The organism is Pseudoalteromonas thalassia (assembly GCF_049257215.1).
Lineage (GTDB): Bacteria > Pseudomonadota > Gammaproteobacteria > Enterobacterales > Alteromonadaceae > Pseudoalteromonas > Pseudoalteromonas lipolytica_C.
In genome coordinates this window covers 368971-385666 of record NZ_JBMMUE010000001.1, presented here as the reverse complement: position 1 = coordinate 385666, position 16696 = coordinate 368971, and the positions used below count along the sequence as shown (strand labels likewise).

The 16696-nt window shown below is 41.8% G+C and carries 15 protein-coding genes; 2 read left to right on the top strand and 13 right to left on the bottom strand.

Translation table 11 applies throughout. The annotated features are described in order from the left end of the window. Window positions 1-125 precede the first annotated feature (125 nt). The 13 genes from lpxA to rpsB all read right to left on the bottom strand — a co-directional run bounded on the left by lpxA (window position 126) and on the right by rpsB (window position 13001). Window positions 126-896, bottom strand: coding sequence for an acyl-ACP--UDP-N-acetylglucosamine O-acyltransferase (lpxA, locus tag AAEU31_RS01850; RefSeq protein WP_421966239.1), 771 nt, complete (start codon window positions 894-896; stop codon window positions 126-128). A gap of 2 nt (window positions 897-898) precedes the next feature. Beyond that, entirely contained in the window at window positions 899-1351 is a 453-nt protein-coding gene (gene fabZ, locus AAEU31_RS01845; protein WP_135924015.1) for a 3-hydroxyacyl-ACP dehydratase FabZ, read from the bottom strand. 10 nt (window positions 1352-1361) lie between these two features. Beyond that, entirely contained in the window at window positions 1362-2402 is a 1041-nt protein-coding gene (gene lpxD / locus AAEU31_RS01840; RefSeq protein WP_421966238.1) for a UDP-3-O-(3-hydroxymyristoyl)glucosamine N-acyltransferase, read from the bottom strand. Between the two features lie 9 nt (window positions 2403-2411). Next, window positions 2412-2930, bottom strand: a complete 519-nt coding sequence (locus tag AAEU31_RS01835; protein WP_138558148.1) for an OmpH/Skp family outer membrane protein — start codon at window positions 2928-2930, stop codon at window positions 2412-2414. Window positions 2931-2942: 12 nt separating this feature from the next. Continuing rightward, window positions 2943-5414 carry an outer membrane protein assembly factor BamA gene (gene bamA / locus AAEU31_RS01830; protein ID WP_295507728.1) on the bottom strand — a complete coding sequence of 824 codons (2472 nt, stop codon included), beginning with the start codon at window positions 5412-5414 and terminating at the stop codon, window positions 2943-2945. A gap of 106 nt (window positions 5415-5520) precedes the next feature. After that, window positions 5521-6873, bottom strand: a complete 1353-nt coding sequence (gene rseP / locus AAEU31_RS01825; RefSeq protein WP_135924011.1) for a sigma E protease regulator RseP — start codon at window positions 6871-6873, stop codon at window positions 5521-5523. Between the two features lies 1 nt (window position 6874). Next, window positions 6875-8074 carry a 1-deoxy-D-xylulose-5-phosphate reductoisomerase gene (gene ispC, locus AAEU31_RS01820; protein WP_421966237.1) on the bottom strand — a complete coding sequence of 400 codons (1200 nt, stop codon included), beginning with the start codon at window positions 8072-8074 and terminating at the stop codon, window positions 6875-6877. Then, window positions 8071-8937, bottom strand: coding sequence for a phosphatidate cytidylyltransferase (locus AAEU31_RS01815; RefSeq protein WP_421966236.1), 867 nt, complete (start codon window positions 8935-8937; stop codon window positions 8071-8073). Before AAEU31_RS01815 ends, ispC begins: the two co-directional genes overlap by 4 nt. A gap of 22 nt (window positions 8938-8959) precedes the next feature. Continuing rightward, window positions 8960-9739, bottom strand: coding sequence for an undecaprenyl pyrophosphate synthase (uppS, locus tag AAEU31_RS01810; RefSeq protein ID WP_135924008.1), 780 nt, complete (start codon window positions 9737-9739; stop codon window positions 8960-8962). A 105-nt stretch (window positions 9740-9844) separates the two neighbouring features. Further along, window positions 9845-10402, bottom strand: a complete 558-nt coding sequence (gene frr / locus AAEU31_RS01805) for a ribosome recycling factor (RefSeq protein WP_135924007.1) — start codon at window positions 10400-10402, stop codon at window positions 9845-9847. 14 nt (window positions 10403-10416) lie between these two features. Then, window positions 10417-11166, bottom strand: a complete 750-nt coding sequence (pyrH, locus tag AAEU31_RS01800; protein ID WP_135924006.1) for a UMP kinase — start codon at window positions 11164-11166, stop codon at window positions 10417-10419. Window positions 11167-11317: 151 nt separating this feature from the next. Then, complete coding sequence (tsf, locus tag AAEU31_RS01795) at window positions 11318-12169, bottom strand: translation elongation factor Ts (protein ID WP_135924005.1); 852 nt, start codon at window positions 12167-12169, stop codon at window positions 11318-11320. Between the two features lie 103 nt (window positions 12170-12272). Then, the gene (gene rpsB / locus AAEU31_RS01790; RefSeq protein WP_054562046.1) at window positions 12273-13001 is read right to left on the bottom strand and encodes a 30S ribosomal protein S2; all 729 of its coding nucleotides are present in this window, start codon (window positions 12999-13001) and stop codon (window positions 12273-12275) included. A gap of 246 nt (window positions 13002-13247) precedes the next feature. Between rpsB and map the strand changes: the two genes are divergently transcribed. Continuing rightward, window positions 13248-14057: a type I methionyl aminopeptidase gene (gene map, locus AAEU31_RS01785; RefSeq protein ID WP_268833789.1), complete on the top strand. Its 810-nt coding sequence runs from the start codon at window positions 13248-13250 to the stop codon at window positions 14055-14057. A 12-nt stretch (window positions 14058-14069) separates the two neighbouring features. After that, window positions 14070-16688 carry a [protein-PII] uridylyltransferase gene (gene glnD / locus AAEU31_RS01780; RefSeq protein ID WP_421966235.1) on the top strand — a complete coding sequence of 873 codons (2619 nt, stop codon included), beginning with the start codon at window positions 14070-14072 and terminating at the stop codon, window positions 16686-16688. The last annotated feature ends 8 nt before the right edge of the window (window positions 16689-16696 follow it).

Sequence of the window (16696 nt, the reverse complement as noted above, 5' to 3'; positions counted from 1 at the left end):
TTTTGCCATAAAGGTAGCAAGCGCTTACTTAGCGAAACCTGAACTATACTGATTTACCTAATTAAGCGAATTAGTATAAAAACAAAAAAGCCACCTTACGGTGGCTTTTAGTGTATCGCTTATAATTAGCGAATAATGCCGCGCTCAGAGCTTTTCACAAAGTCTATCATCAGCTGAACAGCAGGATACTTTGCTGCATCTTCAGTTAACTCGGCGATAGCTTCTTCAACACCTAAACTCTTACGGTAAAGCGTTTTATATGCACGACGGGTTGCCATAACTTCATCACTTTCAAAACCTCGGCGTTTCATGCCTTCAGTATTGATTGCTACAGGGCCAGCCGGCGTGCCAATAGTAGTTACAAATGGTGGTACATCTTTATTTACGCCAGAGTACATACCTACAAAGGCATGAGCACCAATTTTACAAAATTGATGAACACCAGAGTTACCCGCGAGAATAACCCAGTCACCTACGTGTACGTGACCAGCAACAGAGGCATTGTTAGCAAATATAACGTTATCACCAATTACAGCATCATGTGCAACATGGGTGTACGCCATAAATAAGTTGTTACTACCAATTTTTGTCACACCTTGGTCTTGGATAGTACCACGGTGAATTGTTGCACACTCACGGATCACATTGTTATCACCCATGATCAGCGTAGTTGGTTCATTCGCGTATTTTTTGTCTTGGCAAGCATCACCAACCGATGCAAATTGAAAAATATGGTTACCAGAACCAATCGTCGATGGGCCTTTAACAACCACATGAGAGTCGATGATACAGTTGTCACCAATAGTTACATCGTTTCCGATATAGCTATAAGGGCCAACTGACACATTTTTGCCAAGTTTTGCACCTGGTTCGATTATTGCCGTAGGATGAATCACTATTAAAACTCTCTTCTCGCACACATGATTTCGGCAGTACACACCACTTTGCCGTCAACTTTTGCTTCTGCTGCAAACTTCCATATATTGCGGCGCTCTTTTACAAACTCTACATGCAAATGCATGGTATCGCCAGGTAATACCGGCTGTTTGAATCGTGCATTATCAATCGCAGCAAATAAATACAGTTCATTGTCACTACGGTTTTCAACTGTTTTAAAACCTAACAAGCCCGTAGCTTGAGCCATTGCTTCTAGGATCAACACACCAGGAAAAATTGGTTGGTTAGGGAAATGACCCGTAAAAATAGGTTCGTTCACTGTTACATTTTTAATTGCATGTAACGACTTGCCTGGCGTGTAATCTAATACACGGTCAACAAGTAGCATCGGATAACGATGCGGAAGTAAACTCAAGATATCTTGGATATCAAGACTATTTAATTCATTTGCCAAAATAGCATCCTTATTTGTCTTCAATATTGAGTGACTTTGTTAGAGACTCAAGTGCTTTAATGCGGTCTTTCATATCACCGAGGTTTCGGATATGGGCAATACTACGTCGCCATTCTTTATTGGTTAGATGTGGCAAGCCCGAAGAATAAATCCCAGGTTTTGTGATTGCCTTAGTCACCATACTCATACCGGTGATTATAGCACCATCGCATACGCTAATGTGACCATTAATTGCAACCATGCCACCAATCTGACAATTCCGACCAATAACTGTACTGCCAGCAAATACCGTACAACCAGCAACTGCAGTACCCGAACCGATCTCGACATTATGCGCTATTTGACATTGATTATCGATAATTACATTACTATGAATGATAGTATCGTCAAGTGCACCACGGTCAATGGTCGTTGATGCACCTACTTCAACTTTGTTACCAATAATTACACGGCCTAGCTGTGGAATTTTAATCCACTCACCACGCTCATTCGCATAGCCAAAACCATCGCTACCCACAACTGTATTCGCTTGAAATAAGCAATCACTGCCGATTTCGACTTCATGGTAAACACATACATTTGCCCAAAGCTTAGTGCCTTGGCCAATTTTTGTATTTTCACCGATAAAGCAGCCTGGACCAAGTTGTACGTCATTGCCGATTACAGCCCCCGCTTCAATCACCACATTAGCAGCGATCGCGACATTATCACCAATCCTGGCTGAATCGTGAATGACTGCACTTGGGTGAATACCAGTAGCAGCTGAACGCGGCGTGGTATCCATAAGCTGGGCAAGCTTGGCGTAACATACATAGGGGTTAGCAACCACAAGCTTATTGCCTGTAAAAAACGCTGCATCAGCCTCGGATAAAATCACCGCACTGGCTAATGTGTCGTTCAATTGTGAGCGATATTTCTTGTTCGCTAAAAATGCAATATGCCCATGTTGGGCATTTGCAAGTGTTGATATTTTTGTAATCTCTGTGGCGCCATCACCCTGAAGTTCGGCGCCTAAAAGATCCGCAATCTGCGAAAGCGTGTAATTATGCATATATGATTTCTATTGCTTACTTACTTTTTCAACTACTTTATCTGATAAATCAGATACTGTTTTAGGGTTAAAATAAATTGTTGTTTCTTTAACTTTAACTTCATCAAACTTGCCAGCTTTAGCCACTTCTTCGATTGCATCTAAGATTAGCTTTTGAACCTTAGCTAACTCTTGGTTTTGACGCATCTTGATTTCTTGCTCTAAAGGACGGCCTTTTTCAGCAAGTTGCTGCTGCATACCTTGAATCTTAGTACGTAATTCATCTTTCTGCTTATCGCTCATCGTTGTTGATTCACGCTTGAACTTTTCAGCTTCAAAACGAATATCGCCTTGTAACTTTTCTAACTCTTGACGACGCTCAGAAAACTCAGCTTCAAGTGACTGCTCAACTTTCGCCATTTGAGGGATTTGCTTGTAAATTTCTTGCATATCAACAACACCTACTTTGTGCGCAAATGCACTTGTTGAAAGGCCCATAGATAAAGTAGCAAGCAATGCGAAGGCTGTTGATTTGATTGATTTTTTCACGTAAAAACTCCTTTAGAATGTATTACTAATATTAAAGCTGATGGTCTTCGTATCGTCATCTTCTTCTTTTTGCAATGGATACGCAAAACTAATCAGCATTGGACCCATTGGAGAGATCCATTGTAATGAAAGACCCGTTGAAACCCTAAAGCGCATTGGATCTGAGTAATCAGACAATATTGCACGCTGGTCTATTGAAAGGTTTTGATAACGGTCAATATTAAACTCTGTATCCCATACGTTTGCTGCATCTACGAAAAAGCTAGTACGTACAGAGCTGGTGTTTTCTTCATCTAAGAAAGGTGTTGGAACGATTAGCTCCATCCCTGCTACCGCTTTGGCGTTACCACCAATTCGGCCTGCTGTTCGTAGTTCATCAAACTCTGATGCACCACCAATGTTACCTGTTGTAGTACCGTCAGGTAATGGTGTACCAGGAATAGCTTGTGGGCCACGCGATACAGCACGTGGTAGAATCGTGTTTCGATCGAAGCCACGTAATTCCATTTCAGTAATTCTGAAGAACTCCTGGAACGGCAATGTTTGGTCATAACCATTGGTTGTACCATAACCATTACCATAACCAAGTGCTGCACGTGTTGAGAATACCCAACGGTGATCATTACTAATTGGCCAGTAGAAACGCGAATCATAATTTATCTTAAAGTACTGTAAATCAGAGTTCGGCGTTGTAGCTGTTAAGTTAAGTGATTGACGCGAACCAGCCGTTGGGAATAAACCACGGTTTACGGTAACACGCGACCAACCTGCACTAAGCTCATACTTAGTAAAGTCAAAACCTGCATCAGGGTTTTCTGGGTCTAAGAAAGTTTCACGCATTACACGAGTTTGCTCGTATTCAGCAATGTCAGATAACTCTTCTTGGATCCAACGAACACCAAAATTGATACGGTTAACAGCATCGATTGGGAAGCCAATATTCGTACCAATACCATAGCTCTTTGATTTATAGTCGATTAGACTGAATTTACTTGCATCATAGTTGCTGTAGAAGATACTACTTCCTTGCGATACACCATCTGGCGTAAAGTAAGGGTCTGTATAAGAAACACTGATGCGTTCAGAACCACGTGAGGTATTAATATTGAAACCAATCTGGTTACCGGTACCTAAGAAATTTGATTCACTAACACCGATATTAAATTGCAGACCTAAGTAAGAACCATAAGCAAGGCCAGCGTTAAAGCTACCAGCTGATTGTTCTTTAACAGTAAAATCGACATCTACTTGGTCATCAACTCCCGGTACTGGCACAACATTAAAATCAACACTTTCCATGTAAGGTAAACGTTGAATTTGTAGTTTAGAGCGCTCTAAGCTTTGATTCGATAACCACGCACCTTCAAGCTGAGTCATTTCACGGCGTACTACTTCATCAGAGGTATTTTGGTTACCACCTACGATAATACGACGAACATAGACGCGCTTACCAGGGTTTACTGATAAGGTTAATTGAACTTCTTTTTTCTCGTCATCAATCTCTGGGATTGTGCGTACTTCAGCGTTGGCATAACCAAAACGCGCTAAATAGCTTTTAATGAATTCTTCAGAAGACGTAACCACCGAGCCATTATAAAGCTCACCCGTTTTCAGCGGGATAACACTTTTGATTAACTCTTCGCGACCAAGCAAGTCACCAATAAAATCAAACCCTTTTACGGTGTACTTTACACCTTCAGTGATATTAGCTGTTACGTAAACTGAGTCACGTTCAGGACTAACTGAAACTTGGGTTGAATCGATATTAAAACGAAGGTAACCACGGTCTAAATAGTAACTACGAATTTTTTCTAAGTCGCCTTCAATGGTTTGCTTTTGATAGCGGTCGCTCGACATGAACTTCCACCACGGCAAATCTTGTTGTGACTCAGCTAATTTAAGTAGCTCTTCATCAGAGAATAATTCGTTACCAACGAGGTTAATTTGACGAATAGAAGCGGCATCGCCTTCATCAAATTTAAACAATAGCTTCACACGGTTACGTGGCAGTTTAGTGATAGTTACATCCACTTTAGCATTGTACTTACCAATACTATGGAAAAACTCAACTAAACCTTTTTCTATATTATCAAGAACGGTTTTATCAAGTGGCTCACCCGTACGAATATCTTGCTGATCGAGCGACTCATTTAACTGCTCATCTTTGATGTCTTTATTACCATCAAATTCGATCATGCTAATCGTTGGGCGCTCTGTTACGCGGAAAATAACACTGTTGCCATCGCGTAATGCTTTAATATTATCAAAGTGACCTGAACGATAGAGAGCCTTTATGGTTCTTGAAATTGTATACTCATCAATATTATCGCCCACGTTGATTGGAATATGCGTTAGCGCTGCACCTAGAGCAACACGTTGTAAACCTTCAACTTTTAAATCATCTACAATAAAGGAGTTTTGGCCTAGGGCTGCAAAGCTTGCACCTAATAAACTTGAAACTGCCAAATGTTTTTTTATAGCCATTTTATTATCTTTATCCTTTACAACTGTATTACCGCTCAACACCTTGTAAGTTAAACTTTTGCGGTGTTTTACAATCGTGTTCAAATTGGAATTTTTCGCTCATTTGTTATAAACGCGATACATCATTGAACAAAGCGAAACATGTTAAAAACAGGAGCAGTAACGCACCCACTTTAAAACCAAATTCTTGCGTCTTTTCAGAGACCGGCTTTTTGCGAAAAAGTTCAATTATGTAATACATTAAGTGCCCACCATCAAGCACTGGCAACGGTAATAAGTTAAATACACCTAGGTTTACACTTATTAATGCTAAGAAGCTTAAAAAAGCAACCAAACCATAGCTTACGCTAGTTCCCGCACCCACTGCAATGCCTACAGGGCCACTTAAATTTTTAACCGACACCTGACCGGTAATTAAATTACCAATCATGTCGAAACTTAGTGTGATTAAACGCCATGTTTCTTGTATGCCCAGCACAATACTATCGACAGGGCCATAATGTCTAGTTTCAATATAATTTTCTGGCCATGGCTCAACCACTGGAGACACACCTAAGAAACCTTGTTCAACACCTGAATCATTGATTTGGCCTTTAGGTGTAACAATAAGCTCTTTAATACTATCTTGTCTTTGTACACTAATTTGTAAGGATTTGTTAGGTGATTGCTGAATTAGTGAAACTAACTCGTTCCAAGTGCTGATATTTTCACCATTTACGGCAATAATTTTATCATTTACCTGTAATCCTGCCTGTTCTGCAGCTGACCCTTTACTGATCATCGCTACCTGCAGTAAGGCGTTAGGTCGAAAAGGTACTATACCAATCGATGTTAGCGGTGGTACATCTTGCTGATCTAATTTCCAGCCATCTAAGTTAAGGGTACGCACATGCTTTTGATAGTTTTGATCACGAAGCGTAACAACAACGCTTTGCTCGCCTAAACGGCTCATCAATGAGAAGGTGGCATCTTGCCAAGTGCTGATATCGTCTTCACCGATTTTAATAATTTGTTGGTTCGGCTCAATATTAGCAGCTGCAGCACGGCTTCCTTGAGTCACTTCACCAACCACAGGTTTTAATGACTGAACGCCCACCATGTACATGACAGCTAAAGCAAAAATAGCAAATAAAAAGTTCGCCATTGGTCCGGCTGCAACTATCGCTATACGTGCTTTTACTGATTTGGCATTAAATGATAAATGACGCTGCTCTGGCGGTACTTCGTCAACACGCTCATCAAGCATTTTGACATAACCACCTAGTGGGATTGCCGCTATCACATATTCTGTTTGCTGTTTGTCATACCACTTGATCAACGGCTTACCAAAGCCAATTGAAAAACGCAGTACTTTGACACCAGCCTTACGTGCAACCCAAAAGTGACCATATTCATGCACTGTCACTAAAATGCCTAAGGCAAGAATAAATGAACCCAGATTCCAAAAAAAATCAAACATGCTAATTAATGCCTCCTCTAACAAACTCAGTGGCTTTAATGCGAGCAGCTTCATCACAAGCCAGGATCTCGTCTAATGTATGCACATTAACATCCTGTGTTGCTGCTAGGGTTTGTGAGTTAATACGAAAGATATCTGTAAACTTAATCTGGCCAGCTAAAAATGCAGCAACTGCAACTTCATTTGCAGCGTTGACAGTGGTTGTTGCGCCCTGCCCCATTTCGCATGCTTCAATCGCAAGTTTTAAATTTGGATATCGTGCATAATCTGGCTTAGTGAAAGTAAAGTCTGCAATCTGTGCAAAGTCGAGAGGTTTAACCCCGGCATCAACGCGCTCAGGAAATGCTAAAGCGTGAGCTATAGGAGTGCGCATATCTGGATTACCCATTTGCGCAAGCACTGAACCATCTTGATATTGCACCATTGAGTGAATAATACTTTGCGGGTGTATCACCACTTCAATATCGCTTGCTTGGCAATTAAATAACCACTTAGCCTCAATAAATTCAAGGCCTTTATTCATCATGGTTGCTGAATCAACAGATATTTTTTGGCCCATCGACCAATTAGGGTGCGCCACAGCTTCAGTCACGGTCACAGCTGATAATGTTGCGACATCGCGAGTTAAAAATGGCCCACCAGACCCTGTTAATAAAATTTTGCTAACGCCATTATCGGCCAGTAAACCCGACCCGTTTTGTAAAGCCGCAGGCATACATTGAAAAATAGCATTATGTTCACTGTCGATAGGCAATAAAGTAGCACCATGCTGTTTTACTTTATCAATAAACAACTGCCCCGACATAACTAGAGACTCTTTATTAGCAAGCAATACTTTTTTGCCCGCCTCAACGGCGCTTAAAGTAGGTAACAAGCCTGCTGCACCGACAATAGCCGACATAACAGTGTCAACATCAGTATCAGCAGCAAGCTCGCTCATAGCACTTGTACCTGCAAGAATCTCTGTTTTACAAGAGCTAGTGGCAAGTAAGTTAGACAGCGCAGCCGCGGCGTGTTGATCTGCCATTACGGCAAACTTAGGTTGATGTGCAATACACAGTTCAGCCATTTTCTCGGCATTTTTACCAGCAGCTAAGGCAAAAACAGCAAAGCGCTCTGGGTTACGAGCAACAACATCTAAGGTGCTTAAACCGATTGAACCAGTTGCGCCTAATACGACGAGTTGTTCTACTTTGCTCATAAACTCAATGTCCATGCGTAGCAAAGTACAAAAATAGGTGCAGCAGCTGTTAAGCTATCGATGCGGTCTAGAATACCGCCATGACCTGGTAAACATGAACCGCTGTCTTTCAAGCCAACTTCACGTTTAAACATACTTTCTAATAAATCGCCTACCGCTGAAAACAGCGCAATAAATGCTGTCATAACCGCATAAATTGGCCACACAGCCATATCAACATTGCTGTAATGACAAAATACTAAAACAAAAATAACTGAGGCCACCACGCCACCAAGTAGGCCTTCAATGGTCTTATTTGGGCTCACTTTTGGCATTAGTTTGTGTTTGCCTAAGTTTTTACCGGTAAAATATGCACCGATGTCTGCGCTCCAAACAATGCCTAAAACCACAAGAATAAGCATAGAGCCGAAATGGGTTGATTCGCCATAGCCTGCACTACGCAGGGTATTTAAAGCTAACCAAAGTGGTACGAGTGTTAAAAATCCGGCAATGGCACGCATCACAATGCCTTCATTCCACGCTTTTGCCATAGCGGGATAACGCCAAACTAAGTAAGTAGCTACAATCCACCAAGCAAACGATAGCGTGAATAGATAGTTTGCATCACCTACTAGTTGACCATTTTGCCAAAGCGAGTCAATCGGCCAATGCCAATTTAATAATGCAAGAAACACCGCTGTTGCAGCGACAAATCCAAAACGTTTAACTTTATCGCATAGCCCCATAAACGCAGACCATTCCCATGCACCGAGTAATACGATACCGGCGGCGATATAACTAAATAGAGTTAATGGGGTATAAAATACCAATACAAGTGCAAGTGGTGCCAACACGAGCGAGGTTAAAATTCGTTGTTTTAGCAATGTGTGTACCTTCAACTAGTAATTAGGTCTCGGCGAGTAATTGTTTTATTTGTTCGCCTGTACAACCAAATCGTCGCTCTCTGGCAACGTAACATGCGATAGCATCGGCAAAAGCAGCTTCATTAAAGTCTGGCCAAAGCGTATCGGTAAAGTAAAGCTCAGCGTAAGCTGCTTGCCATAAAAGAAAGTTACTAATGCGCAAATCACCACCTGTGCGGATCATTAAATCAAGCTCAACTTGATCTGCCATGCTCATGTGTTCACTCATGAGCTCTTCGGTAATCTCTTCAGCGGCCATTTCACCGGCTGCGACTTTTTTTGCAAGCATGGTTGCAGCATTGGTAATATCCCAACGGCCACCATAATTAGCAGCAACGTTTAATTGCAAGCCCGTATTATTACGGGTTAACTCGTGTGCTGCATCAACTTTATTACGCAAATTCTCAGAAAAGCGTGATAAATCACCAATTATATTGAGCTTTACATTATTTTTATGAAGCTTTTTAACTTCTTTGCCCAACACGAATAAAAATAGCTCCATGAGCGTATTTACTTCGTCCTCTGGGCGTCGCCAATTTTCGCTACTAAATGCGAATAGTGTTAATGACTGTATACCTAAGCGAGTACAAAATTGCACTGATTGACGAACCGCATCAACGCCTTTTTTATGCCCATAAACACGTGGGCGATTTTTCGCTTGAGCCCAACGACCGTTACCATCCATGATTATAGCGACATGCTTAGGCAAACTTTGCTGGGAAATTTTATCAGCGTTAAGAACCATAAATATCGAGTATTCCATAAAAAAACGCCGTCTAGTATACCCCAGCCGGCGTTTCAAAACTAATAAATTTGCAATGACCTGCTTGCCTTTCAGGATTCATCCCGAAAAGAAAAACAAGAGCTTTTAGATTTCCATCAATTCAGCTTCTTTCGCTGTTAATTGTGTATCCATCTCTTTGATGAACTTATCTGTAAGCTTTTGGATTTCGTCTTCTGCTTGACGCGCTTCATCTTCAGAAATTTCTTTGTCTTTCAATAAGCTCTTAATGTCGCCATTTGCGTCACGACGAATGTTACGAACAGCAACACGGCCGCCTTCAACTTCACCACGTACAATTTTGATAAGGTCTTTACGACGCTCTTCAGTAAGTGGAGGAAGTGGAACACGGATCACAGTACCAGCAGACATAGGGTTTAAACCTAAATCTGATGCCATTATTGCTTTTTCTACCGCTTGCGCTAATGACTTGTCGAACACGCTGATTGCAAGTGTACGCGAGTCTTCAATTGTTACATTAGCTACTTGGTTTAGTGGCGTGTCAGCACCGTAGTAAGACACTTGAATACCGTCAAGTAATGCAGGGTGAGCACGGCCTGTGCGAATTTTAGATAATTGACTGCCTAGTGCCGCAACACTTTTTTGCATACGTTCTGACGCATCTTTTTTGATATCGTTAATCACGGTTCAATCCTAATCTATTTATTAATTTCATCCGAGGCTTGTGAAGAGATAAGCGTTCCTTCATCTTCGCCCATAATTACACGCTTAAGCGCGCCTGATTTATTCATGTTAAATACACTTAAAGGCATATTATGATCACGGGCAAGCGTGAATGCCGCTAAGTCCATAACCTTTAGTTCTTTATCAATGATCTCATTGTAGCTTAAGTGGCGATATAATGTCGCGTCTGGGTTTTTCACTGGGTCATCTGAATAAACACCATCAACTTTTGTCGCTTTAATTACGGTATCAGCTTCAATTTCAATACCGCGTAAACACGCTGCAGAATCAGTGGTAAAGAATGGGTTACCTGTGCCTGCAGAAAAGATAACAACACGACCAGACTTTAATAAGCTGATAGCTTCTGCCCAGTTGTAAGCATCACACACGCCATTTAATGGAATGGCAGACATTAAGCGACAATTTACAAATGCACGATGCAGAGCATCACGCATTGCCAAACCATTCATTACCGTAGCAAGCATACCCATGTGGTCGCCCACTACGCGGTTCATACCTGCTTCTGCTAATGAACCACCACGCAAGAAGTTACCGCCACCGATAACTAAACCTACTTCTACGTCGAGCTCTACAAGTTCTTTAATTTCTTGAGCCATACGGTCAAGTACTTTCGGGTCGATGCCGAAGCCTTCGTCTCCCATTAATGCTTCACCGCTAAGTTTAAGAAGAACACGTCTAAAAATAGGTTTACGATTGATAGTCATAATATTTGGGCCAGCCTTAATAATGAGATAAAAAATAACCGCGCTATGGTTACACATAAAACGCGGTTATTTTAAAGAATTTTTATCAGTGACGCAAAAGCTAATAACAGATTAATTTCATCTAATTGTCCTACGTCACTAAGTTAGAAAATTACTCGCCTTTTGCAGCAGCGATTTGAGCAGCTACTTCAGCAGCGAAGTCTTCTTCTTTACGCTCGATACCTTCACCAACTTCTAAACGGATGAAGTTAGTAACAGTTGCGCCTTTCTCTTTAAGAATTTCGCCAACAGTTTTCTTAGGTTCCATGATGAAAGCTTGACCAGTAAGAGAGATCTCACCAGTGAATTTCTTCATACGACCAACAACCATTTTCTCAGCGATTTCAGCAGGCTTGCCTTCGTTCATCGCGATGTCGATTTGAACTGCTTTTTCTTTTTCAACAACGTCAGCTGGTACGTCTTCTGGGTTTACGAACTCAGGCTTAGACGCAGCTACGTGCATAGCAACTTGCTTAAGTGTTTCTTCGTCAGCTTCACCAACTACAACAACACCGATACGGTCGCCGTGGCGGTAAGAAGAAAGTTTGTCACCGTCGATGTACTCAACGCGACGAACATTGATGTTTTCACCGATTTTAGCAACTAGTGCAACACGCGTTTCTTCGAACTGTGCTTTAAGTGCATCGATGTCTGCTTTAGATTCTGCAGCAGCGTCTAATACTTCATTTGCGAAGCCAAGGAAGTTTGAATCTTTAGCAACGAAGTCAGTTTGACAGTTAACTTCAAGAAGCGCAGCGAAACCGTTACCTTCTTTGATTAAGATTGTACCTTCAGCAGCGATGTTACCTGCTTTTTTAGCAGCCTTTGCAGCACCGCTCTTACGCATGTTTTCAATCGCTAACTCGATGTCACCGTTAGTTTCAGTTAACGCTTTTTTACAATCCATCATGCCAGCGCCAGTACGCTCGCGTAATTCTTTAACTAGGGCAGCAGTTACAGCCATTAGAATATCCTCAATTGAATTCTGTTATAGGGAAGCGGTATGGGCCGCTTGACAAGAATAACAAGTCTTCACCTTGATTAGATGAAGACTTGATGACAGCTAATTATTCAGCTTCTACGAAGTCGTCTTTTTCAGCTTGAGCAACGATGTTGTTCTCACGACCTTCAGTGATCGCAGCTGATACAGCGCCAGTGTAAAGTTGAATAGCACGGATCGCATCGTCGTTACCAGGTACGATGTAATCAACACCGTCTGGGTTAGAGTTAGTATCAACGATAGCAACAACTGGAATACCTAGGTTGTTAGCTTCACGGATAGCGATGTGCTCGTGGTCTGCATCGATAACGAAAAGTGCGTCAGGAAGACCGCCCATATCTTTGATACCACCAAGGCTCTTTTCAAGCTTTTCCATTTCACGAGTAAGCATTAACGCTTCTTTCTTAGTTAACTTCTCGAAAGTACCGTCTTGGCTCTGCGCTTCAAGGTCTTTAAGACGCTTGATTGATTGACGAACTGTTTTCCAGTTAGTCAACATACCACCTAACCAACGGTGGTTTACGTAGAACTGCTCGCTTTGAATAGCTGCTTCTTTAACTGCTTCGCTTGCTGCGCGCTTAGTACCAACGAAAAGTACTTTACCTTTGTTAGAAGCTGCGTTCGATAAGAACTTAAGTGCTTCGTTGAACATTGGTACAGTTTGCTCTAGGTTGATGATATGAACACGGTTACGAGCGCCGAAGATGAAAGGCTTCATCTTAGGGTTCCAGTAACGTGCCTGGTGACCAAAGTGAACACCAGCTTGAAGCATATCGCGCATTGAAACGTTTGCCATTTTATAATCCTCTATAATTTAGGGTTAGGCCTCCACATATCCCATAGCACCAACACCGTAGTTAATTTGTAACTTAAGTGCACCCAAGTGTATGTGACGATACGTGTGTGTGTTAAAATAAAATTGTGTTTGTCTTAAATACAAAAAATCAGTTAAGAATTTATTTGTAAAAAGACGGCGCGCTTTATACCATATTAAAATTGAAAACTCAACGTCTAGTGCAAAATTTGTGCACTAAAAACTGACCTGAAAAACAACTTTGGAGCCTCAATGAGTGCTGTGATCAAGACCCCTGAAGAAATCGAAAAAATGCGTGTTGCCGGGCGCTTAGCCGCCGAGGTACTTGAAATGATAGAACCGCATGTGGTGCCAGGTGTAACCACAGATGAACTAAATACAATTTGTCATGATTATATTGTTAATGTTCAAGATGCTATTCCAGCACCGCTTAATTATCACGGTTTCCCAAAATCAATTTGCACCTCAGTGAACCATGTAATTTGTCACGGTATTCCGAATGACAAACCGCTCAAAGAAGGTGATAGCGTAAATATTGACGTTACTGTGATCAAAGATGGCTATCACGGTGATACTTCTAAGATGTTCCATGTAGGTACACCTAATATTCAAGGTAAGCGCCTTGCGGATATTACGCAAGAAAGCCTATACCTTGCTATTAAAATGGTTAAACCTGGCGTGCGCTTAGGTGATATCGGTGCTGCAATTCAAAAGTATGCTGAGAGCTTTAACTATTCAATTGTTCGCGAATACTGTGGTCACGGTATTGGTGCTGAGTTCCACGAAGAGCCACAAGTAATGCACTATGGAAAAGCAGGTACTGGCGAAGTATTGAAAGCTGGTATGTGCTTAACAATCGAGCCAATGGTCAATGCCGGAAAACGTCAGTGTAAATTACTAAAAGACAACTGGACAGTTGTAACAAAAGACCGTTCTTTGTCTGCGCAGTGGGAACACACACTACTAGTGACTGAAAATGGTGTTGAAATTTTAACGCTCCGATCAGATGATACTATCGACAGGATCATCGAACACTAGGAGCCAGCCCCTGTGGCATTACCCAATAAAGTAAAAAAGTTGCTCAGCCAAGCTGAGCAACTTAGCGATTATCGCGACTGTTCTAGTTATTTTTATAAATGGCTACAGAACGAATTCTCAAAACAACCCGTTAGCAACTTAATTAATGCCCGTGCTGAGTTTATCGACCGCTTATTAATTAAACTGTTTCATGATTACGACCTTGCTCACGAAAGTGACTTAGCACTTATCGCTGTGGGTGGATATGGTCGTGGCGAACTACATCCCTACTCCGATATCGACTTTATGCTGCTGGTTAGTGAACAGCCCTGTGAAGCCGTATGCGAGAAAATTGGCCAGTTCGTCACCATGCTTTGGGATCTTAATTTAGAAATTGGTCACAGCGTTCGTACAATAGAACAAGCATTAGAACAAAAACGCGAAGATGTGACATTTGCCACCAGCTTGCTCGAAAGCCGATTAATTTTTGGTAATCACATTGAATTTGAAAAACTCAAAAATCATTTGATTGATACACCTATTTGGCGCTCAGACGAATTCTTTTTGGCAAAAGTACAAGAACAAAGTTTACGCCATAAAAAATGTCATGGTACGGCTTATAATCTTGAACCAAACATCAAAGAAAACCCAGGTGGCCTGCGCGATTTACAGACCATTATTTGGGTAGCTAAAAAGCACTTTAGAGCCGAAACATTACAAGAACTAATAAATCACGGCTATCTTACTCACGAAGAATACCAAGAGCTTTCTGAATGTTTAGAAAACCTTTGGAACATTCGTTTTGCGCTGCACATCGCTGCGGGGCGATCTGAAAACCGTTTACTGTTCGACCACCAACCTCACGCAGCAGAAATTCTTGGCTTTGGTAGTGAAGGTAAGGCCTCAGTTGAGCGCATGATGAAGCGCTTATTCCGTATTATGAGCCGCGTGCGTGAACTCAACCAAATGCTACTTTCATACTTCGAGCAAAGTATTTTGCCAGGTGCTGGTGAGTTACCAGTGGTTGAGCTAGACCGTAACTTTGAACGTATTGGCCATCAAATTCGCGTAAAAAACCCGTCGGTGTTTTTCCGCCGAGATCAGCTATTTGTGTTGTTCGAGCATATTGCTGATAACCCTGAAATTACCCATATCTACCCAAGTACTATACGCACAATGCGTCAAGTACGTCGCCGGTTACTCGGTGATTTACAAGATTACGCCGCTTGCCGTGAAGCATTTTTGCGCTTAATTAAACACCCAAATGGTATGGGTCGCGCATTTACCTTAATGCACAAGCACGGCATTATCGCGGCCTACTTACCGCAGTGGCGTAATATCTTTGGGCAAATGCAATTTGATTTATTCCACGCCTATACCGTAGATGAGCACACCCACAAACTAATCAACAATATTTATAAATATTTTGATAAGTCAAAAGTCAGCGAGTTTCCGCTTTGTAGTGAAATCGTCACCCGCATGGATAAACCTGAGTTACTTTATTTAGCCGGTATATTCCATGATATCGCCAAAGGCCGTGGCGGCGACCACTCTGAACTAGGCTCGGTTGATGCGATTGCGTTTGCTAAATTGCACCGTTTCCCGTCATCAGACGGCAAGCTTATTTCATGGTTAGTGGCTAATCACTTACTTATGTCGGTCACTGCACAGCGTAAAGATATTAATGACCCAGACGTAATTAAAGACTTTGCAAGCAAAGTAAAAAATGAGCGCCAGCTAGATTATTTATACTGCTTAACCTTGGCCGATATTCGTGCCACTAACGATAATCTATGGAACGATTGGAAAAACACCCTACTACGTGAGCTGTATTTACATACCCAGCGAGCACTGCGTTTAGGTCTTGAAAACCCAATGGATCAGCGCGACCAGATTCGTGATAAAAAACAGCAAGCCAAGCAGCGCTTATTGAATCACGGCTGCAATGAAGACCAAATCGACTTAATTTGGAGCCGCTTTAAAGCGAATTATTTTACCGCCTTTAGTGAGCAACAAATTTCGTGGCAAACAGAGCACTTATTAAATTGTGAAGATTTAAGCCTACCAAGCGTCACTGTTTCTGACACCGCAATGCACGGGGGGACGCAAGTATTCGCTTACAGCCCATACTCAGGGGGTTTATTTGCACGCTTGGTGAGTGTAATTGGTTCGAAAAAAGCGCAAATCCAACATGCCCAGGTGTTAACGACTAAAGATGGCTATGTGATTTTTAGCTTTGTTATTTTAGAAGTTAATGGTGACCCGATTGCAAGTAGCCGTGCGCAAGGCATTAAGCGTGCATTAGAGCTTGCGATTAGCGATCCGAAAAAGAAAATTCGCATCAAAAAGAACCGCTCACAGCGCTTTAAAGACTTTAATATCAAACCAAAAATTGTGCTTAGACCGCATGCTCGTAAAGATCGCAGCTTAATTGAAATCCAAGCGGTGGATATTCCGGGTCTATTAACGAAAATTGCTGAAGTATTTCAAGCACACTTATTACATATTCATGCCGCGCGAATCACCACTGTTGGTGAACGTGCAGAAGATTTCTTCGTGGTATCAAATAACGAGTACCAAGCATTAACAGACGAAGAACAGGCTAAAATTCATCAAGCATTGCGTAAAAAACTCAACGCAGAAACCGAATAAGAGGATCT